13 protein-coding genes and 1 tRNA gene are annotated in these 20,538 nt (G+C 57.6%); 7 read left to right on the top strand and 7 right to left on the bottom strand.

Annotated elements, in window-relative coordinates; translation table 11 throughout:
- Positions 1–19: 19 nt before the first annotated feature.
- The 5 genes from QZ170_RS03230 to trmD form a co-directional block, all read right to left on the bottom strand.
- On the bottom strand, positions 20–4,489 hold the full coding sequence (locus QZ170_RS03230; protein WP_297176992.1) for a translocation/assembly module TamB domain-containing protein: 4,470 nt from the start codon (positions 4,487–4,489) through the stop codon (positions 20–22).
- Between the two features lie 255 nt (positions 4,490–4,744).
- Positions 4,745–4,817: transfer RNA gene (locus tag QZ170_RS03225), tRNA-Thr, on the bottom strand.
- 99 nt (positions 4,818–4,916) lie between these two features.
- Positions 4,917–5,372 (bottom strand): hypothetical protein, encoded by a 456-nt coding sequence (locus QZ170_RS03220; protein ID WP_297176989.1) that lies wholly within the window; start codon positions 5,370–5,372, stop codon positions 4,917–4,919.
- Between the two features lie 145 nt (positions 5,373–5,517).
- On the bottom strand, positions 5,518–7,017 hold the full coding sequence (locus QZ170_RS03215) for an acetyl-CoA hydrolase/transferase family protein (protein ID WP_297176986.1): 1,500 nt from the start codon (positions 7,015–7,017) through the stop codon (positions 5,518–5,520).
- Positions 7,018–7,111: 94 nt separating this feature from the next.
- Positions 7,112–7,801: a tRNA (guanosine(37)-N1)-methyltransferase TrmD gene (gene trmD / locus QZ170_RS03210; RefSeq protein ID WP_297176983.1), complete on the bottom strand. Its 690-nt coding sequence runs from the start codon at positions 7,799–7,801 to the stop codon at positions 7,112–7,114.
- Positions 7,802–8,626: 825 nt separating this feature from the next.
- Here trmD and QZ170_RS03205 point away from each other — a divergent pair.
- Genes QZ170_RS03205 through QZ170_RS03190 form a run of 4 tightly spaced genes read left to right on the top strand, consistent with a single transcriptional unit; the run spans position 8,627 to position 15,107 of the window.
- Positions 8,627–11,059: a TonB-dependent receptor gene (locus tag QZ170_RS03205; protein WP_297176981.1), complete on the top strand. Its 2,433-nt coding sequence runs from the start codon at positions 8,627–8,629 to the stop codon at positions 11,057–11,059.
- Between the two features lie 9 nt (positions 11,060–11,068).
- Entirely contained in the window at positions 11,069–12,517 is a 1,449-nt protein-coding gene (locus tag QZ170_RS03200) for a hypothetical protein (protein WP_297176978.1), read from the top strand.
- Positions 12,518–12,547: 30 nt separating this feature from the next.
- A complete protein-coding gene (locus QZ170_RS03195) occupies positions 12,548–13,954 on the top strand; it encodes a hypothetical protein (RefSeq protein WP_297176975.1) in 1,407 nt (468 codons plus the stop codon).
- Between the two features lie 46 nt (positions 13,955–14,000).
- A complete protein-coding gene (locus tag QZ170_RS03190; RefSeq protein WP_297176972.1) occupies positions 14,001–15,107 on the top strand; it encodes a DUF4876 domain-containing protein in 1,107 nt (368 codons plus the stop codon).
- Between the two features lie 103 nt (positions 15,108–15,210).
- Here QZ170_RS03190 and QZ170_RS03185 read toward each other — a convergent pair whose 3' ends face one another.
- The gene (locus tag QZ170_RS03185; RefSeq protein ID WP_297176968.1) at positions 15,211–15,585 is read right to left on the bottom strand and encodes a hypothetical protein; all 375 of its coding nucleotides are present in this window, start codon (positions 15,583–15,585) and stop codon (positions 15,211–15,213) included.
- A gap of 290 nt (positions 15,586–15,875) precedes the next feature.
- Between QZ170_RS03185 and QZ170_RS03180 the strand changes: the two genes are divergently transcribed.
- The 3 genes from QZ170_RS03180 to QZ170_RS03170 all read left to right on the top strand — a co-directional run bounded on the left by QZ170_RS03180 (position 15,876) and on the right by QZ170_RS03170 (position 20,177).
- On the top strand, positions 15,876–16,508 hold the full coding sequence (locus tag QZ170_RS03180; protein WP_297176966.1) for a cyclic nucleotide-binding domain-containing protein: 633 nt from the start codon (positions 15,876–15,878) through the stop codon (positions 16,506–16,508).
- A 433-nt stretch (positions 16,509–16,941) separates the two neighbouring features.
- Positions 16,942–19,413 (top strand): phenylalanine--tRNA ligase subunit beta, encoded by a 2,472-nt coding sequence (gene pheT, locus QZ170_RS03175; protein ID WP_297176963.1) that lies wholly within the window; start codon positions 16,942–16,944, stop codon positions 19,411–19,413.
- A gap of 35 nt (positions 19,414–19,448) precedes the next feature.
- A complete protein-coding gene (locus tag QZ170_RS03170) occupies positions 19,449–20,177 on the top strand; it encodes a YebC/PmpR family DNA-binding transcriptional regulator (protein ID WP_297176961.1) in 729 nt (242 codons plus the stop codon).
- Between the two features lie 131 nt (positions 20,178–20,308).
- Here the strand turns inward: QZ170_RS03170 and QZ170_RS03165 are convergent, their stop codons facing one another.
- Entirely contained in the window at positions 20,309–20,491 is a 183-nt protein-coding gene (locus QZ170_RS03165) for a hypothetical protein (RefSeq protein ID WP_297176958.1), read from the bottom strand.
- Between the last annotated feature and the right edge of the window lie 47 nt (positions 20,492–20,538).

The raw sequence follows: 20,538 nt of genomic DNA, 5'->3' as shown, positions 1-20,538 counted from the left end.
GATTGAAGTGTATAATGAATTAGGGTTGAGTTCTCTTCTCTTCAACAAATGTACGCTTTTTTCTCTTGTTCCGTCCCGGGGCAAAGAGCTCGGTGAAGGAGTTGAAGCGACGCTGGAACATAAAGCCTAGTCCCTGTGTCGTGAGCGACTGGCGCAGGTACTGGTACATATTGTTGTAGTGGTTGTATCCCTTCAGGCGGAGTGTCCCAGCGGCATTGAGCTTATACTCTAGGTCAAACTCCCCGATGTACTTCCCCTGTAGGAAGGGGTTGTCATGGTAGCCGACATTACCGTTGATGATGAGGCGGTCACCGAGCCAGCTCCCAGAGAAGAGGAGCTCAATATCCGTATCTTCGAAGGCGGTCGTGCTCGTACGTATATTCGTCCCCAGCTGGATGTCCTTGGAGAAGTTGCCTAGGACGTGGGTCAGCTGCTCGGAGAGCGTGGAGGCAGCCAGCGAAGCCCAGCCGTCGGAGACCCCTCGGGTATTCCGTCTATTCTCGGGTGTGTAGAACTTGCCGATGGTCATCAGATAGAGCACCTGCCTATTGCGCTCATCCTCGGTATTGAGGAGCGACTGCACCCGCCGGTCCACCTCGGGCTCAGCCCCAGGGAGCTCTAGCCCGAGACGTATATCGGGCTTGGTGATCACGCCCCCGAGGTGTAGGGTACAGTTCACGGGCATATGGGTGCGCTTGGCCTCGGAGGAGAGCCCAGCATCGAGGTCAGCGATATTAGCCGTCAGGCCATAGGTAGCCTTGAGATCAATGGTGGCCTGCATGGGGTCACCACGGAAGTCCAGTCGCCCACCCTCCACGAGGGTAAAGCGTCGGCGGGTGAGCTGCTCGAAGTTGAAGACATAAGACCCCTCCCTTAGGGTAAGTCCCCCATAGGTCGTGACAGGGCCGGTGTGAGGTACTTCGATGGTGAGGTCGCCTTCGCAGCGAGCCTTCACCTCGTTGGGGATATTACTGGAGCCGAGGCGAAGGGCTATCCGTGCCTCAGGTGTCACGCGGAAGGCCATACGCATCGTCAGCTCCGTCTCCCCCTCCTCGGTCGCAGGAGCGGAGGGGGCGGTACGTAGTGTATCTTGTAGCGCCGAGGGGCGGAGGGGCTTGAAGACGACGAGACGATCCTCCTTGCGCACATCGGTCTTGTTGAAGTCTAGGTTCAGGTCTGTCCCCTCTGCACTGCGCATATTCACCTCCAGCAGGAGCCGAGGTAGGCGTCCACGGAGCTTCGCCCAGCCCGTGCCGTAGGCTGTCCCATAGAAGGGGAGCTGCTGCTTGCTCTTGGTCTGTAGGACCTTCATCTGCACCATATCCCGAGCCTCGAGGTCGAGGTCAAAGTGATCGAAGAAGCGGTGACGGATCACTCCACGAGCCACTCCCGTGTGCCCCTCGTCATCCCGTACGGGGATATCATCCAGCTGGATCGAGGTCGGGGTAAAGGTCAGACGATGGTCGAAGTAGTAGCTCGTACCCAAGAGGCGTACCCCGAGGCACCCCTCCTCCACATCCGCAGTCCCCTCCACGGTCACCCCATCCTCGAAGACCCCGAAGAGGCGCATATGCCCCGTAGCCCTCCCCTGCACTCGGTCAAAGAGGGTATCCATGAAGCGCCCCACGAAGTCGGCTCGCAGGCGAGTAGCGTCAAAGCTCAGATCCAGCCCCGCTCCACCCGCAGGACGGATATAGCCCCCGACATCAGCCATCCCGCCCTCAGGCTGGGTGACGTGTCCACGGAGCATAATGCGTCCATCCCGACTATCGAAGGTCAGACCAGCACGGAGCATCCCGACATCGACCCCCTTGACGAAGAAGGCTGGCGAGGAGACATCCGCCGTAGCGACGATGGCTCCACTACGCAGGCTTGCCTTGGCACGCCCCGTGAGCTCCGTGTCGAGCATATCGAAGCCTACCCCTGCGGACCTAAGGATATAGAGGAGATTGATCTTCTTGAGTGCGACATCGAGGTGCTCGTTGGGCTGGCTACTCAGTGCCCCGTCGATGCTGATGCGACGCTCGGCGCTAGAGAGGTCCAGCCCTCGCACCTGTACCTCCCCCTGCTGCAGACGTACCTGCGCTGGGGCGATCGTCCAGTCCTCGCCACTGATACGTACGAGCGAGGGCGAGAGGTCGAGGGTCGTCCGTAGTGCCCCCCTTGTCCCCATCACGGGGACACGCTCTAGGCGGGTGCCGATGCCGATGAAGCCGTTGGCCACACCATGCTGGTCACGGCCTAGGCTGATCCGGGTATAGATACTATCGGTCTGTAGGTCACTATAGACCCCGAAGCCCTTTACCTCCGTCCCCTTCGCTAGGCGAATATCGGAGGTGAGCTGTAGCCTACGGTCAGCAAAGGTCACATGCAGTCCCGAGAGCTGATGATCCCCGAAGCGTAGCTCTGGAGCCTCGGCATAGAGCGTCAACTCATGGTTGCCCCCGGTATAGAGGGCACGCAGGGAGCCACCCTGCTCGAGCCGCACGGGTAGATGTAGGTACTCAGCCCATTCCTCGGGGACCTCCTTGACCTTCACCTCTAGCTCATAGGTGGAGCGTGCGGGAGCTAGGAGGGGACGCTTCAGGCTCTCCTCCCTCTGGAGTGCGGGGAGGTAGTGGCGGAGCGTCTGCTTCAGGTCGGGCAGGATCTGGCTGATGGTGTAGTGCCCACTGAGCTGAGCCGTGAGGTAGGGCGAGGCGATATGTATGAGTCGCCCAGACTCGGGGGTGCCGATGATCTGGAGCTGGAGGTCATGTAGGCTCAGCGTCTGGCGTGGGGTCTCTAGGCTCAGCGTCTGTAGGACGAGCATCCCATGCCCACGGTCTACATTGAGCTCATCGAAGTTGGCCGAGCCCGTCGCTCGGATGGGGTACTTCCCGAGCAGACGACTAAGCCCGAGATCCGCTGGGCGTAGGTCGGCCGATAGGGAGAGGTCCATATCCCGTACTGCCCGCCCGTCGAAGGAGGCAGCACCATGGACGCTCAGGCTGGCATTGGGATCACCGAGGGTGAGCTGGAGCTCATGTCTATGGGGCGATACGGGATGAAGGGCTAGACTAAGGTCTCGGTAGGTGTAGCCCTGATAGGTCAGCTGGGGGCTAGTGATGGCGGCCTCGACCTGCCAGTCCTCTAGTCGATCCGTCGGACGCTGAGCCTCTAGTCGGATCGTCGCCCCGAGACGCTCTAGGGGGATCCTACCCCCAAGTAGCGGGCTGAGGAGGAAGTTCTCTGTGCTGAGGTCGGCACGTACCCGTCGGAGGCTCCCGTCCATGAGCTGGGCCTCTAGGTCATGCTGCCACTTCCCCTGATCTGAGCTGAGTGTACCCCGGGCCTTGATCATCCCAGAGACGCTGTAGTCCAGATGCCCACTGTAGGAGAGCGACCCTAGGCGCTTCACAGAGTCGAGTGCAGGCTGGAGGGAGGGGGAGAGATAGGGTTTGGCTAGCTCTAGGAGTCCCTGACGGAGCTCGAACTCCTCGGTATCGATCTGGACAGAGCGTAGCGCACCCTGCTGATCCCAGCCTAGGCTAAGCTGCTGGTCCAGACTCAGTAGTCCTGGCAGGCGGGCTACGAGGGAGCCCTGCCCCGTCCCTACGGTACGGGCACTATAGAGGCCTCGTAGGTAGAGTCGTTCCCTTCGCCCCTCGAGGTGTGGGTAGAAGGGTGCTAGGTCCGACAGTGCTAGATGGGTATCAGCCAGCTCGGCCTCCCGCAGGAGGTGCAGTCCCCGCCCAGATAGATCCAGGCGGAGTAGAGGTAGGGAGAGCTCACTACTCGGGAGCGAGGCCTGCACGTTGCGCAGTACGAGATGACGGCCATCGTGTAGCTCGCCTTGGGCGGTCAGCGAGGAGAGGGTAAAGCCATTGGAGAGTCCAAAGCTCAGCTCATCCACTGCCCCAGCGATGTAGCCGGGGGCGAAGCGGAGACGTCGGATACGTGTGGAGAGCTTCTGTAGCTCCAGGAGTCTAGTGTCCCCCTGCTGGAGGGTGAGCCCGAGGTCTCGGATGATGATACTATTGATGTCGACGGGGATTGAGGACTTGTCCTGCTTGGGCTTGCTGAGGTGGTCGATGACGTGCTGTATGTTGAGCCGTCCCGTCACAGAGTCCCGATATAGGGAGAGCTGTGCCGAGAAGAGTCGGGCAGAGGTGATCCGCACCTCCCCCTCGGTGATGAGGTCGGAGAGGGTGATACTCCCCACGAGCCGATCGGCACGGAGCATCTCCCGTCCTGCGGTATCGAGCACCGATACTCCCTGCACCTCCACATCCGTCCACCCGACGAGCTGTACCCGCCTCAGGGAGACGGGACTATCGAAGAGCTCAGTGAGGAACCGCCCTACCCGAGTGGCTGCCTCACGCTGTACGGCGGGGATACGAAAGAGTCCAAGGGGTAGGAGGTAGAGCAAAAGGAATAGGGCAGCAGCGATCCACGCCACCACCCGAAGCACCTTCAGGAAATGCTTATTTACCTGCCAATAGCGCATCTATACTACCTTTTCTCGTCTAAGCTCCCAGGTCACTCCTGACCCCTATCCTCCCTCCTCGTAAACGTCCCCCGAGGGTCAAAAAGTGTGGACAAAGATACGACAATTGTGCCTAGGCTATCCTCAGACTCCGTATATAATGTATACCCCTCTATAAAAGTTGCGCGCCAGCTCTCTCCCGAGACCTGGCGCTCCGATTGTCATTCTTATGAAAAAACTTTCTTCTATAAAGTCATGAAATGATTACACATAGAGAGCCGAAAGCCGGACTCGAACCGGCGACCTATTCATTACGAATGAATTGCTCTACCAACTGAGCTATTTCGGCGGCGACCTCTAGGGGATGCTTACTCTGTGGTAAAGACCACACACTTCCCCTAAAGGCGGTGCAAAGATAGGTATTTATTTTAGACCTGCCAAACGGGGGTTACTTCTCCTCCCCCAGCAGGCTGTCCATGAAGGCACCCAGCTCCTCATCCAGATCGCCCATCAGGGGCTTAGAGAGATTGAATAGATCTTCGTCGAGGAAGAGGAGGACCTCCAGCAGGGAGAAGTCTGGTCGCACGAGCTCGATAGAGAAGGGACGGGCAAAGACTTCCTTGCTCCAGAAGCCCTTTTGCTCCAGGCGTGTCACGAGCTCCCGAAGCGTCTCGATCGCCACATGGGTTGGCTCCTCGCTCGAGCCCGTCTCGGCCCAGGAGAAGACCTCCTGGTGGGCGATCAGCTCGTCTTGGTCATCATAGACACGGAGCTCCCCTACCTCGCAGTCGATCTGCAGGAAGAGGTCATTGATGGGCCGTGTGATGAGGGCGCCTCCCTCGCTCACTAGGGATAGGAAGAACTTACGTAGGAGCTGTAAGTCTCGCTCGTTGCTGTGGGACATAATATTCATTTGTAGATGCGGTATAGATTGTAGGCATAGCAGATTTTTGGGGGTAAGGGGTGGACATCACCCATACGACACCCACTCCCCCACTGACGGAGCAGCGGGGGAGTAAGTGTAGTGGATATAGTGTGGGATGGGTGGACTAGTCCTTCTTGTACTTCTTCCAGTCCACGTTGCGCATATCACCAGAGGCAGCGACCTCCTGGTGGAAGGCAAAGGCGCAAGCCAGATCCTGAGGAGTCTGTCCCTTCACCCCGAGCTCGAGGTACTCACGTAGCAGGGGCTTGTAGTCGGGGTGGACGCACTTCTCGATAATCTCCTCGGCTCGCTGACGGGGACTCTTGCCTCGGAGGTCAGCGATACCGTACTCTGTGATGATGATCTTCACCGAGTGCTCGCTGTGGTCGAGGTGGGAGACCATGGGCACGAAGGCCGAGATCTTGCCCTCCTTGGCTGTCGAGGGGGTGGTGAAGATGGAGAGGTAGCCGTTGCGAGCGAAGTCCCCCGAGCCACCGATACCGTTCATCATACGGGTACCATTGACGTGGGTGGAGTTGATGTTCCCGAAGATATCGGCCTCTAGGGCTGTATTGATCGTGATGATCCCCAGACGGCGGACGACCTCAGGGTTATTCGAGTACTCCTGAGGACGGAGGAGGAGCTTGTCCTTGAAGAAGTCCAGATTAGCATAGATATCCTGGATCACAGGGCGAGTGACAGAGAGGGAGCACCCACTGGCGAACTTCACACGGCCCTTCTTCATCAGGGCGATCACGGCGTCCTGGATGACTTCGGTGTAGACGTTGAAGGCTGGGATCTTCTCATTGTCGCCGAGGGCGCCGAGTACAGCATTGGCGACGTTCCCCACACCGCTCTGTAGGGGGAGGAACTCCTTGGGCAGGCGACCAGCCTCCATCTCGGAGACGAGGAACTGGGCGACGTTGTTCCCGATCGCCTGGGTTACCTCATCGAGGGGGGCGAAGCCACCTTCATCATTGGGCTCGCTCGTGCGTACGACCCCGACGATCTTGGCGGGATCGACCTTGATGCACGTTGCTCCGACACGGTCACTGGGGCTGTAGATAGCTATCTCCCTGCGGTGAGGTGGGTCGAGGGGCTCTGCTAGGTCGTGCATACCACGGATTTCCTTGGGGTGCTTGTCGTTCAGCTCGACGATGATCTTATCAGCTAGTCGGCAGATCGTCGGTAGGATGCCCACACCGCAGGTCGGGACGATCTCTCCGTCCTCGGTCACATCGGCAGCCTCGACGATAGCGACATCGACCTTGCCGAGGAAGCCATAGCGTAGCTCCTGAGCGACCATCGAGAGATGCATGTCGAAGTAGGGGTTCGCACCAGCGTTGATCCCCGTGCGCATATCCTTGTTGGACTGATAGGGAGTACGGAACTTCACTGCCTCGGCACGCGCCAGGGCACCATCGAGACGATCGCCCGTGCTAGCACCCGTGAACATCCCGATCTTGAAGGGGCGACCAGCGGCATGCTCCGCTTCTGCTCGGCGGGCGATAGCTCCTGGGACGACCTTCGGGCAGCCTGCGGGCGTAAAGCCACTGAAGCCGACATTGTCATCATGCTGCACCAGGGCAGCTGCTTCATCTGCTGTGATAAACTTCAAAGCCATGATATTTATTTATGTGGATATTTTATGTTCGTCAGTTTGTTCCTAGCCCTGCTGAGTGACAGGCTTCTCCGTGGCAAAAGTAAGAAATACTTAGCTATCTCTGCTTATGCCGCTCCATCAGATCAGGGCGCAGACGCTTCGTACGCTCCAGGGCCTCCGCCATCTTCCACTCCTCGATCCGAGCAGCGTGACCGCTCAGGAGCACCTCCGGCACACGCCACCCCCGATACTCTGCGGGACGTGTATAGATAGGAGGAGCAAGGAGATCGTCCTGGAAGGTATCCGAGAGAGCACTCTCGGCATCCCCGATCACCCCAGGGAGCAGGCGCACGATAGCGTCCGTCATGATCGCTGCGGGGAGCTCCCCCCCGGTCAAGACATAGTCCCCGACGGAGACCTCCCGGGTGATGAGGTGCTCTCGGATGCGGTGGTCGATGCCCTTGTAGTGACCACAGAGGATGATGAGGTTCTCCCGGAGGCTTAGCTCATTGGCCATCCCTTGGTCGAAGGTCTCGCCATCGGGCGAAGTATAGATCACCTCGTCGTAGTCACGCTGTGCCCTCAGGTCGCTGATCGCTCGGTCTATAGGCTCGATCTGAAGCACCATCCCAGCCTCGCCACCAAAGGGGTAATCATCGACACGACGCCACTTATTGGTGGAGTAGTCACGGATATTGTGGACATAGAGCTCTAGGAAGCCCTCGCGCTGGGCTCGCCCGATGATGGAGTGCTTCAGCGGGCTCTCTAGGAGCTCGGGCACGACAGTGAGGATATCTATACGCACGTGATGTTCGTTTCGCTTATCGTTGTTCCTTGGGGTGAATAAATCGTTCTCTGGACAAAGGTAGTGCTTTCGCATGGCTCATCCATACGCCCCTCGACGAGCCGAGGAGCCTTTCTCCCTCTCTGCCGAGCAGCCTCCATGCTCCCCTCAGGAGGGGGATCATCCGATTTGCCCGATCCCACTAGGGGAAGGGAGGGGTAGCTCGGGGGGCTCAGATCGTCTCGGTCGTAGCGGGTATTCCGCCCCCCTCGAGACGATCCTACTAAGACCCCTTCTGCGCTCCTATAATGATCGCTTCCATCACCTATGTAAGGTGACGAGGACGCTCTTACCGAGAGCGCAAGTGCGCTCTCGGTAAGAGCGTTTTCCCTCTCTCGGCACTATTGATACAGAGGCTCTTAGCAGGGGTGCGGATCAGCGCCTCCACCTCCTCCCATAGAGGGGGACAATAGCCCCGCTCTTCGCCCCTCTCTCTCCCCCACGACACACACGTATGAGCGCTATGACGGGGGCAACTGATCCTCCCCACCCCCATCGCAGATCCTCCCATCTATATATAATTATAGTACGCGCGAGGCAGAGGCTACCCCCGAGGCTGGGGTATAGGTAGGTATACAGATAGGGAAAACCGAGGGAAAATACTCCCTATTAGGTATTTGTTTGCATGCAAAAAGATGAGAACTTTGCACCCGGATTGGCTAGTGTGCCCTCAGAGCTTCGCTATCGAATACGCACCCCTCCTCCTCATCCCCTCTGCCCGATAGATCTCAGATCGACCCACAGGGGGGAAACCGACAAAGAACAGCAAAGTAAACCTATGGGAATATGTTAATACTACGTACGCGACCGTGCGACCGACAGAGACCTCGGCGCCTCATGTCGCTCCTACATCTACTTCTCCTCGGGGTGATCCTCACCTCAGCAGTTCCTCTATTCGCTACACCTCCCCCCACCTCTGAGTCTGACCCAGCAGAGCCCGCCGACCCCAGACGGGTCTCCCTCATCGTGCTCGACGGGACGAACCGTGATCCCATCGTCGGCGCCGTCGTGCGCTGTACGGCGGCTCTCAGCCCAGACGTCACCGACCAGAGGGGACAGTGCACCCTGCGCTTCAAGCAACCCGTCCGGGAGATACAGGTACACATCACCTGCATCGGCTACAAACCCATCCGCCGAAGCCTAGCCGTCACCCCAGGCAAACCCATTACGCTGAGGATGCAGGAGGACATCCGACAGTTCAGCGAGGTACTCGTCTCGGGGCAACAGCGACGTACCAACAAGCTCCAGCAGACAGCCCGTATCACCTCCGAAGCCCTCGAGAAGGGGGGTGCCACCTCGCTAGCCAAGATGCTCGAGACCATCCCCGGGGTCAGCTCCATCAGCTCGGGGAGCACTGTGGCCAAGCCCGTGATCCAGGGCATGCACAGCAGTCGTATCCTGCTGATGAATAACGGTGTCCGCCTAGAGAGCCAGAGCTGGGGCGCAGACCATGCCCCCGAGATCGACTACACGGGGGCAAGCATGGTCGAGGTCGTCAAGGGAGCCGAGTGCGTGCGCTACGGCTTCGGAGCTATGGGGGGTGTCGTCCTGCTCAACGAAGCTCCCCTACCCTACGGCAACGATAAGCTCCAAGTGCATGGCAAGGCCAACCTCGGCTACGACACCAATGCCCGAGGAGGTAGTGGCTCGGGGAGCCTAGAGCTCGGCTACCGCAATGTTGGCCTGCGTCTACACGGCATGTATACCAAGGGTGGTGACTACCGCACCGCAGAGTATATCCTCAACAACACGGGCTACAACACCATCAGCCTCTCTGGTGTCCTCGGCTACAAGAGCCGACGGATAGAGGTAGACCTCTCCTCCAGCCTCTACTACCAGCGCAGTGGTATCTACTACGCTAGCAAGATCTCTGACCTCGATCAGCTCATCAAGCGATTTGAGTACGGACGGCCAGACCCCAGTACCCTACATCCCTTCTCCTACGACATCAAGCCCCCCTTCCAGCAGTCCCAGCACTTCACCCTCAAGGGGGAGTTCAAGTGGAACATCAACGATCACCACAAGCTCACCCTCACGGCTTCCTTCCAGGAGAACCTCCGACAGGAGTTCGAGAACCGCAAGAAGGTAGAGTGGAGCTGGGTGCCTATGCAGGACCTTATCCTCAAGACCTACAAGGTAGACGTCCAGTGGAATGCCAAGTGGAAGCTATGGAACATGTCCACCGACGTAGGTACGGCCAATACCTACCAGACCAACTACAACTACCCGGGCACGAAGCAGCCTGCCTTCGTCCCCAACTTCGCAGCCCTGACGATGGGGGGCTATGTCCTACACCGGGCACAGTTTGACCGTCTGCAGTGCGCCCTAGGGATGCGCTATGACTTCCGCGTGATGTCAGTCAATGGCTATACGAGCCTCAGCAACTACACCTACTACGACGACTTCAAGCTCTATAGCAACTTCACCTCTAGCCTAGCGGCACACTACACCCTCAATGACCACTGGGATGTCCGTGCCAATATCGGCTGGTCGTGGCGTCCACCCGACATCAATGAGCTCTATGCCATCGGGCTACAGGATGGCTCCTACTGGGTCGTGGGCAATAGCAAGCTAGAGAGTGAGCGGGGCTACAAGTCCGTCCTCGGGGGGCGCTACCGAGACACTTGGTTCTCCATCGAGCCCAGCCTCTTCTATCAGCGCATCAATAGCTATATCTATGACCACATAGGTACGGGCAAGGATCGCTTCCACAACCACCCCAGCGGGAAGTACCCCAAGTTCATCTACGACCAGGATGATGTACAGCTCTACGGGGGTGACCTAGAGGCGACGATGACTCCCCTGAAGGGGCTCACCGTGGTAGGTAAGGCCGAGTGGATGTTTGCCCGCAATATCACTCGTGGGGACTGGCTTCCCTTCATGCCCTCCGATCGCTACGGACTCACGGGTACCTACGAGCGGAGCTTGGGAGCGAAGGAGAAGTATCATGCCTCCCTCTCCCTATCGGGACTCTACGTGACGAAGCAGCGCCGCTTCGACCCCGACAAAGACCTCGTCTCTGACTCGCCCGACCCGTACTTCCTGCTCGGTGGTACGGCGGAGTTCGCCATCCGTCTCCCCCAGCGCAGGGAGGTGCGCTTCATGATCGTAGGGGAGAATATCCTCAACAACCTCTACAAGGAGTACACCGACCGCTTCAGGTACTACGCCCACGAGCGTGGGGTGAATGTATCCCTACGCACCCTCATCAAATTCTAGCTACGCACTATGAACCGCTTATATACCCGCCTCTGCCTCTCCGCCATGATGCTGGGCGGTCTACTCAGTAGCTGCTCCGCAGACCGAGTAGATGAGTTCTTCAAGAAGCTCATCCAGGCTCCCCCCTCCTCCATCGAACGTGACGTCAAGGGGCATGAGCAGATCTACGCTGTGCACATCATCCTACGCATGGGGCACAAGGGTGGGACGATCGGGGTCGGCCCCGAAGGTAATGAGCAGGTAGAGTCCTACCTAACCTACCACACCGTAGGCGACCCCAAGATGATCCCCATCACTCAGGAGATCGATATCGCCAAGGACGATGAGGGGCAGATGACCATCACCACCGAGCGTGATCACTTCGACGTCATCGCCTCAGAGGACATCTACTACGGACTAGAGCTCAAGTATTACGACCAGAATGGGATGCTCATCAATCACCAGTTCTCGGGCTACCCCTACAAGAAGAATAGCGAGGGCGTCAGCATCCCCGACGAGGCCAACTCCACGCTCCTAGTGCACCAGCACTTCTTCGGCATCGGCAATACCTCCCTCAACCAAGAGGTCAAGGACGGCAAGGGCATCCATCAGCGTGGCGTACAGCTTGCCTACCCCCGCTCGCTAGCCTCTCCCGCCACGTTCTACGATCGGTACACCTTCCGCCTCAAGGATGGTGCCGCCGAGCCTGCCTCTAAGTACTCACTCTCCAATATCTTCGCCCCCGATGGCTTCACCTTTGGCTCCAACCAAGTAGCCTACGACACCGAGCTAGCATGGAAGGCGATCGAACGCTCTGGCAAACCCGAGGCTACCGAGCTCCTACAGTGGAAGGACGGCCGTAGCTATCGCCTCTACAAGGTCATCGACATGATGCACCTCAATAAGATCACCCCCGAGATCTTCACCTACGAGTACCGAGATACAGACCCCGTAGAGGAGGAGCTAGGGAAGCTCTTCACCGACTCGTACAACGACGACTTCATCGACCCCGATACCGATGCCCCCCGCCAGCGCTACGGCGAGACTGTCGGCTTCCTACGGCAGAATAGAAGTCTCGATAGTGGTACACCTAGGGATAGGTTGGGCTTCAAGGGTATCCTACAGTTCAAGAAGGCGAACCTCGCCTTTCAGCTTCAGGTGAAGATCTGCCATATCCTCAACAAGGTACAGCAGCACGTGGGCGAGACCGAGAAACCCGCCAAGTATGGTAATGCCAACAACGAAGCTAACGGCTACCTCTGGGACTTCAATCAGATCCAGCCCGGCTGGGATAGCTTCGACATCGACTACCCGATCCCCGTACGTGTCCTCACTAGTCCCAAGGAAGGCATAGAGAAGTGCTACGAGGACGTCAAGCGGTTCTACCCGGAGGTGGACAAGGCACAGCTCTGGCAGCTCCTCTCGAACCCTAAGGGCTACCTACAGCAGCACCACCGACGCAGTGCCGTGGTGATGTAATCCCCTCCCTCCATCAATCAGCGACTCAACATGAATAAGATACTCAGACTCGTACCCCTACTAGCCGCCTTCGTCGCCCTTGCCACCTCGTGTGAGAAGTTCGTCTTCGGAGACGTACACGTAGACTATAACGAGAACCCACTCCTAGCCAAGCCCGTCCCCCGAAGTGGGGCAGACCACTACGTCGATAGCCTCAAGAAGGTCAAGGTAACAGACAGTGGCCTCGCTAATCCCGATGCCGGGGGAGCCTTCAGCGACTGGGCGACCTGCCTCGTGATGTTCAAGGAAGGGCACTCCCACGGAGACGGGATGATGCACGGGAACTTCGTCTACCAGAATGCCCCCTGGAGACAGGAGCAGTTCGCCATCATCCACAACACCTCGGGTCCCTGGCCTCGGGTAGAGATCCAGCGGGGGAGCACCGTCACTCACCTCGAGCAGGGCGAGGGCAAGCAAGGCCCCAACTACATCCGTATCATCGGTGGACGACTGAAGCGCTGGGGGCTCTGCCTCTACTTCTTCGACAAGGCAGGTAACCTCATCAACGACCGCATCCTCAACCAGTCCGACCAGTATCAGATCTTCTTCACCGTAAGCGACGTGGACGACAAGGGTGCCCCCTACGAGGTCATGGATTGCCGTGGTACCTGGCGTGCCAAGCACGATAGGTACGGACAATGGATGAAGGGGGGGACGATCGACCCCACACCTATCCCCTCACCTTTCTTTGCCGACAAGACCACGTGGAAGGCACGTGCTGATGTCTCCGACAAGGTCTTCAAGTACACCTACCGCGATACCTGGATCCATGACGCTATGGGTGATGGTGCACGTGAGCTCTTCAACCAGCGCCTCCTCCCTCCTCTTACTCGCCACGATGCGGACTGGGCTGTCGCGCCCTATGACCAGGATCGTGTCGGCCTGAAGGGACACTTCAACTTCGACATCGAGGCGGACGAGAGCGACGACCGGCGGGAGTGGCCACTAGAGATCACCCAGCGTGTAGACCCCACGACGGGCAAGAGCGGGAAGTACACACGCCCGACCTACCTGCTCCCGAAGTTCTACCTATCGGTGCGGATCATGAAGTGTCCTAAGGGCAAGAAGGCCCTTATCCCCCGTGACGAGTACCTCAGCAGACACTCTACCTACCAATTCATCAGTAAGTTCATCTGCGCTGAGGCACACCTACCCGACGAGGCGAAGGAGTACGGACGAGACTCCGAGTGGAAGGAAGTCTTCCGCTTCAACCTCCCCATCAAGGTCTACTGCAGTAGCTTCGACACCGATCCTACCGCCATCGACCCTAACGACCCCTACTATTACTTCCTAGGTCAGGAGATCGGACTCCCCTCTGCCGAAGCCCTCGAGGCCTCGCAGAACCTCCAGACCCACGGTGTAGGTGGTGGCTCGGGACTAGGCAACTGGTTCCTCTAGCCCTCTTCCCCTCCCCCTTCATTCATGACTTAGCATAGATCCAGCAATGAACCGCTATAGATCACCTTGGCTACTCATAGCCCTCTGCCTCATAGCCCTCTCGGCTAGCTGTACACGCAACGGCATGCCCAAGAAGCAGTCTACCTCCAAGAGCAAAGTCGATCACCTCATCATCAAGGAGGTCTTCTACTCGGGCCACTACTGGCGACGAGAGTTCAAGGGCTACAACTTCCCTGCTCGCAACCAAATGGTCAGCGACGACCAGTACATCATCATCTACAATCCCACCAATGAGGTGAAGTACCTCGATGGGCTCGCCCTCTGTATCCACGCTATAGACCCAACGATCTCGATCACCTTCGCCCCGGGCGACAACTTCGTCAATCGCTACTACGGCATCAGCTCTATCTCTTACTTCCCCGGCTCGGGACACGACCACCCGATACAGCCCAAGCAGTCTATCACCATCGCTCAGTATGCGATCGACTACAAGGAGGACTTCATCCGTAGTATCCGAGAGGCCGCCAAGGAGGAGGGCGAAGCCGAGCCAGACCTCACCGAGTACAAGGGGCTAGATGCCCTGCTCGACCTCACCAAGGCAGACTTCGAGTGGAGCAACATCAAGTACGGCGGAGCAACTAAGAACAACCCCAACGTGCCTGACCTAGAGCCTATCCTCGTCGAGCCGGATGCCAAGGGGCGCATGACGCCCTACTTCGAGCTGAAGTACCTCCAGCAGGCCAACGGCATCGCCCTCGTTCGTCTCCCTTGGTCACTTGAGGACTTCAAGAACAACTATCAGGAGACCAAGCAAAAGAAGGGCTACCGCCACTACATCAATGTCACAAGCAGTGCCTTCGCAGACTTCTATGCTATCGAGATCCCCTTCGCCAATGTGATCGACTGTATGACGGTCTGCCCCAAGCGTCGCTTCCAGATGCGCCCCAGTAAGCTTGACAAGGGCTACAATGCCGTGACCGATGTCCCCTTCTCTGAGCTTAGGCACAGCGACTACCCCAAGTTCTCTGGCCTAGCCCTGACCCGTAAGTGGGACGGGCGGAAGTTCGTCGATGACGACAACTCCACCACGGACTTTGAGGTCAAGGCTGCCTCTCTCTCCCGCAAGGACGCCAACGGCAACACCATCAAGTAGTCCCCCCGCTCCCACCCATTAGCGAGATAAAGCAGCAGCCCCCAGCGAGTACCACGACTCGCTGGGGGCTGCTTATATACGGGGCCGAGGGAGCTCTAGGGATCTATTGCTTCCAGTAGACGTCCCCCTCTCGTTGCATAGTCCCCTCATTATAGTTGATGAAGAGGCTATTTACCCGAGAACCCCTATTGGTGTAGAAGACGATTAGCCTGCGACCATTAGACATCTCTAGTCTATAGACACCAATAGGCTCACTCTCCACAAGGATAGCATTCTTATCAAGAGTCTGCCTTTGATAAGTCTCCCCTGATATGAATTTGTAGACGTCGTAACCCCTATTCCCAGATAGACGATTAATCCAGGTTGTCCCTGCTAGAGGGTAGGGCTTTCCGCCCTCTATATCCTCATCCTTCTTGCAGGAGGAAAAAAGAGAGACGACTCCGATGATAAGCACAAATAATCGAATGAACTTACTCATAATATTCTGATACTAATAACGACTCGTCTTCAAGGGAGTAAAGGCCGCTGTAACCGTTCCATTGCTGATATTAAACAGCTCATACTTACCTCTCTCCGCAGAGACGATGATAGTTCTTTTCATTCTTATTCTTTTACTATGATTACTCCAATAAACCCAACTTGAGTTGCTTGGGTTCGTGATTGGAGGTGCAAAGGTACGGCTAAATCGAGGGTAGAATGTGCTAGAATTGTTGCATTTTGTGTACCTTTATAATGTTGGTTTTGTGGTGTTATCAGATAACTACTCAAATGACAAGGAAGAAATTACGGATCGAGGAGCTACTCCCTCCCAGACTAGAGCAGCTCAGTTTGCCTAGTGATGAGGTAGACTGGGTGATGGGGCATGGGCGGGCGATCCACCTTAGGCGAGGCGACTTCTTCCTCAGAGCTGGCTCTCGGTGTAGTGAAGTGGGTATCCTCTGCAAGGGGATACTTACGAGCTACTACGTGGATAGGAGGGGAGAGCGGCGTACGAGTTTCTTCTTCAGCGACCGCCTCTCTAGCATTGTACTCGATGCTATCAGTCTACGCACGGGCGATCGGAGCGAGCTATATATCGAAGCCACTAGGGAAAGCCTGCTCTGGAGCATTAGTAGAGACCTCTTACGCGAGCACAGGAGACAGTCACCGTCTTTTAACGAGTGGTTCACCGACCGACTAGAAGCCTTCTTCATCGAAGCATTACGACTCGTCCGAGCCTTCCAGCAACCCAACTTGACCGATCGTGTCATCTACCTCTACGAGCGACGACCAGAGCTCTTCGACGCTATCCCCAAGAGCCACCTAGCCACCCTGCTCGGGATGCACCGCAATACCCTACAGCAGCTCATCGACACACTGAGTCCTCCCCCCTGCCCGACTGATACCACCCCACACTCCTAGGCCAGCCCTCGGGGCTGGGTAGAGATCCCCATTAGACTCATTAGGAGACATATTTTAGGCGCATAATTATAGGCTCATCCCGACTATATCGGAAGCGGAGAAGTATACACGTGTGTACACAAGAGTATACCCACGTGTACACAACTGTATACACGCGTGTACACAACATCGCTCTAAGTATATCCTCCGTAGGGCTCTCTCGGGCACTGCACTCGGGGCTAACACCCAGTCACTCTAAGCCATACAGCTGGGACACCATCGGGGTGGAAGTAATATTCCCGAAAGAGGCAGAGCGTGGAGCATCCGGAAGGAGCGCATGAGCCCGCCCTAGCTCCTAGGGTATCTCCCCTATGTATGAGGGGCTTTTCGTACATTTGTATCCTAAATATTGTGCATGTAAGCCCTATACACCATTATATAAAGAGGACAAAAGATGAATATATCCTACGACCTACTGCGTAGCTATGTACCTACAGACCTCACCCCCGAGGAGGTGGCAGAGGCCCTTACCTCCATCGGACTAGAGACAGGGAGTGTCGAGGAGGTCGAGTCGATCCCTGGAGGCCTGCGTGGCCTAGTCATCGGTCGGGTACTCACCTGCGAGGAGCACACCAACTCCGACCACCTACACGTCACCACCGTAGACATCGGTCAGGGTGAACCCCTACAGATCGTCTGTGGCGCCCCCAATGTACAGGCGGGCAAGGCTGTCGTCGTAGCGACCATAGGTACCGTACTCCACTCCGGCGGGGAGAGCTTCACCATCAAGAAGGGTAAGATACGTGGCGTAGAGAGCTACGGGATGCTCTGTAGCGAGGTGGAGATAGGCGTAGGGAACGACAATAGTGGGATCATCCTGCTGGATGCCGACGAGGTCATCATCGGGCAGCCTGCCGCCGAGCACTTCGGCGTCACCTCGGACTACGTCCTCGAGGTGGATATTACCCCCAATCGCGTAGATGCTACCTCTCACTACGGTGTAGCCCGTGACCTAGCTGCTTGCCTCGCCCAGCGCACAGGGGAGCGCGTCCACACCCACCTCCCCCAGGTACTCAGTCGTCCCGAGGGCACCTGCCCCGTACCCGTCTCCGTCGACGTAGCCCCCGAGCTCTGTCCTCGCTTCCAGGGGCTAGTGATCCGTGGACTCAAGGTCACGGAGAGCCCCGAGTGGCTCCGTCGCCGACTCGAGACCCTCGGGCTCAAGCCGATCAACAATGTCGTGGACGTCACGAACTTCGTCCTCCACGAGATAGGGCAACCCCTACATGCCTACGACCTAGCCAAGGTCGGGACACAAGGCCTACGCATACGTGTCGGTCAAGGAGAGGAAATGACCCTCCTCGACCAGAGCAAGGTGAAGCTCACCGAGCAAGACCTCCTCATCGCCTCGGGCGACGGTACGCCTCTCTGCATCGCAGGTGTCATGGGGGGCTTAGACTCAGGGACGACAGAGCAGACGACGGAGATCTTCCTAGAGGCTGCGAACTTCAATGCCTCCAGCGTGCGCCGCACGGCACGTCGCATAGGGGTGAGCTCTGACTCCTCCTTCCGCTTCGAGCGTGGGCTCGACCCCAACGCCACCGAGTGGGCTCTCCTACGTGCTAGCACCTTGATCCTAGAGCTTTGCCCCGATAGCTATATCGACGGCGGGATGGTCGACTACTACCCCGAGCCTGCGCAGCCCTACTCCGTCACACTGAGCCTCGGACGCATGCACCAGCTCCTCGGCCTAGAGATCCCCGAGGAGGACATCGAGCGTATCCTCAGCCAGCTGGAGATACGGATCACCGACCGACAGGGTGACCAGTGGCACCTACTAGTACCTCGCTACCGTGTGGACGTGACTCGTGACGTAGACGTCATCGAGGACATCCTACGTATCTACGGATACAACCGCGTAGAGCTCAGTGGCTATATCCACGCTAACCTCAGCCCTATGGGGGCAGCAGACCGCTCCTACAGCCGTCGCCTCCTCCTCTCTGAGCAGCTCACGGGGGCAGGCTTCAACGAGATCCTATGCAATAGCCTCTCCTCCGAGAGCTATTACGAAGGGCTTAGCTCCCTGCCTCAGGATCGTCTCGTACAGCTACAGAACCCACTGAGTGGAGAGCTGAACATCCTCCGTCAGTCCCTACTCTTCGGTGGACTCGCTACCATCAGCCGTAACCTTCGCCGCCAGCAGAAGAGCCACTACTACTACGAGTGGGGCAACTGCTATGAGCTTGATCCCAAGATGCCCAATACCGCTACCACCCTAGCAGGCTACCGAGAGACGGCGACCCTAGGACTATGGATAGCAGGGGAGCGGATACAGAATAGCTGGGTGCATAGCGATGAGACGGTCTCCCCCTTCGAGCTCAAGGCACATGTACAGCACCTCTTCGACCGCCTAGGCATCAACCTCGGTAGTCTAGCCACGACGACGTGCGAGCGAGACATCTTCGCCTCGCCAGCCCTGCAGTGGACGACTCACGATGGGCGTGAGGTCGCTTGCCTCGGGCAGGTATCGCCCCAGCTGCTAGACCGCTGGGAGATCGACCTACCCGTGTACTTCGCCTCGGTGAACTGGACGCTACTCAATACACTCGCCGAGCGCACAAAGACCACCATCAAGGAGCTCCCCAAGTATCCCGTCGTCAAGCGTGACCTCTCCCTCCTACTAGACAGCAGGACGACCTTCGCCGAGGTCGTAGAGATCGCACGGCGCACGGAGAAGAAGCTCCTGAGAGATGTCACCCTCTTCGACGTCTACGAGGGCAAGAACCTCCCCCGAGGTAAGAAGAGCTACGCCATCACGCTCTACCTACAGGACACCGAGCGCACGATGAGCGAGGGACAGATCGAGACCATCATGACCAAGATCCAAAAGAACCTCCTAGAGAGCCTAGGAGCGGAACTACGATAACGACCCAACACAACGATCATAAGCAAAGAATAGACATGGGAAGAGCATTTGAATATCGGAAAGCTCGTAAGATGAAGCGCTGGGGAAATATGGCCCGCGTCTTCACCAAGCTAGGGAAGGAGATCACGATCGCCGTCAAGGCTGGCGGTGGAGACCCCGAGACCAACCCTCGCCTACGTGTGCTCATGCAGACGGCTAAGAAGGAGAACATGCCTAAGGAGAACGTGGAGCGTGCGATCAAGAAGGCTACCTCCAAGGACTTCTCCGACTACAAGGAGATGAACTACGAGGGCTACGGCCCCTTCGGCATCGCTATCTTCGTCGAGACCGCTACCGACAACACGACGCGTACGGTAGCCAACGTCCGCAGCTACTTCAACAAGTTCGGCGGTAGCCTCGGCACCACAGGGAGCCTAGAGTTCCTCTTCGACCACAAGTGCATCTTCCATATCGTCAAGCGGGAGGGGATGGACCTCGAGGAGCTCGAGCTAGAGCTCATCGACTACGGCGTAGAGGAGCTGGAGGAAGACGAGAACGAGATCATCCTCTATGGAGCCTTCTCTGCCAACGCTCAGATCCAGGCCTACCTAGAGAGCGCAGGCTACGAGATCACCTCCGCCGAATTCGTACGTCTACCCAACGATACCAAGCCCGTTACCCCCGAGCAACGTGAGACCATCGCCAAGCTAATCGACAAGCTCGAGGAGGACGAAGATGTCCAGAACGTCTTCACCAACATGCAGGAGGAAGAGGAAGAAGAATAACCCTCCTAGGGTGACCCCTCACCCTAGACCATGGATCAGATAAGCAGAAAGCACCGCCCCCCAAGGATATGGGAGGCGGTACTTTCTGCTTATCGCTATCTAGGGCGCAGGCCAGTAAAAGGCCGCTCTAGCTATTTGCGCTCACGATAGCTCTTGATAATCGGGTAGAAGACGATTACCCCAGAGGCAGCAAGAGTCAGTAGGGTGAGCCCATTAAGCCGAGGTGAGCCTACGAGGATCCACACCACGAGGGCAAGCCAGAGCAGAGCGAGCACGATCATCTGCGAATGGGTCAGGGGACGACGATAAGCCATAGTGAGGAGATAAGAGGAGGTGAGAGAGTGACATGGTGGAGAGGCCA

Source organism: uncultured Porphyromonas sp., assembly GCF_905372525.1.
Lineage (GTDB): Bacteria > Bacteroidota > Bacteroidia > Bacteroidales > Porphyromonadaceae > Porphyromonas.
The sequence above is the reverse complement of the archived record's forward strand: the minus strand, read 5'-3'. Positions and strand labels throughout refer to the sequence as shown.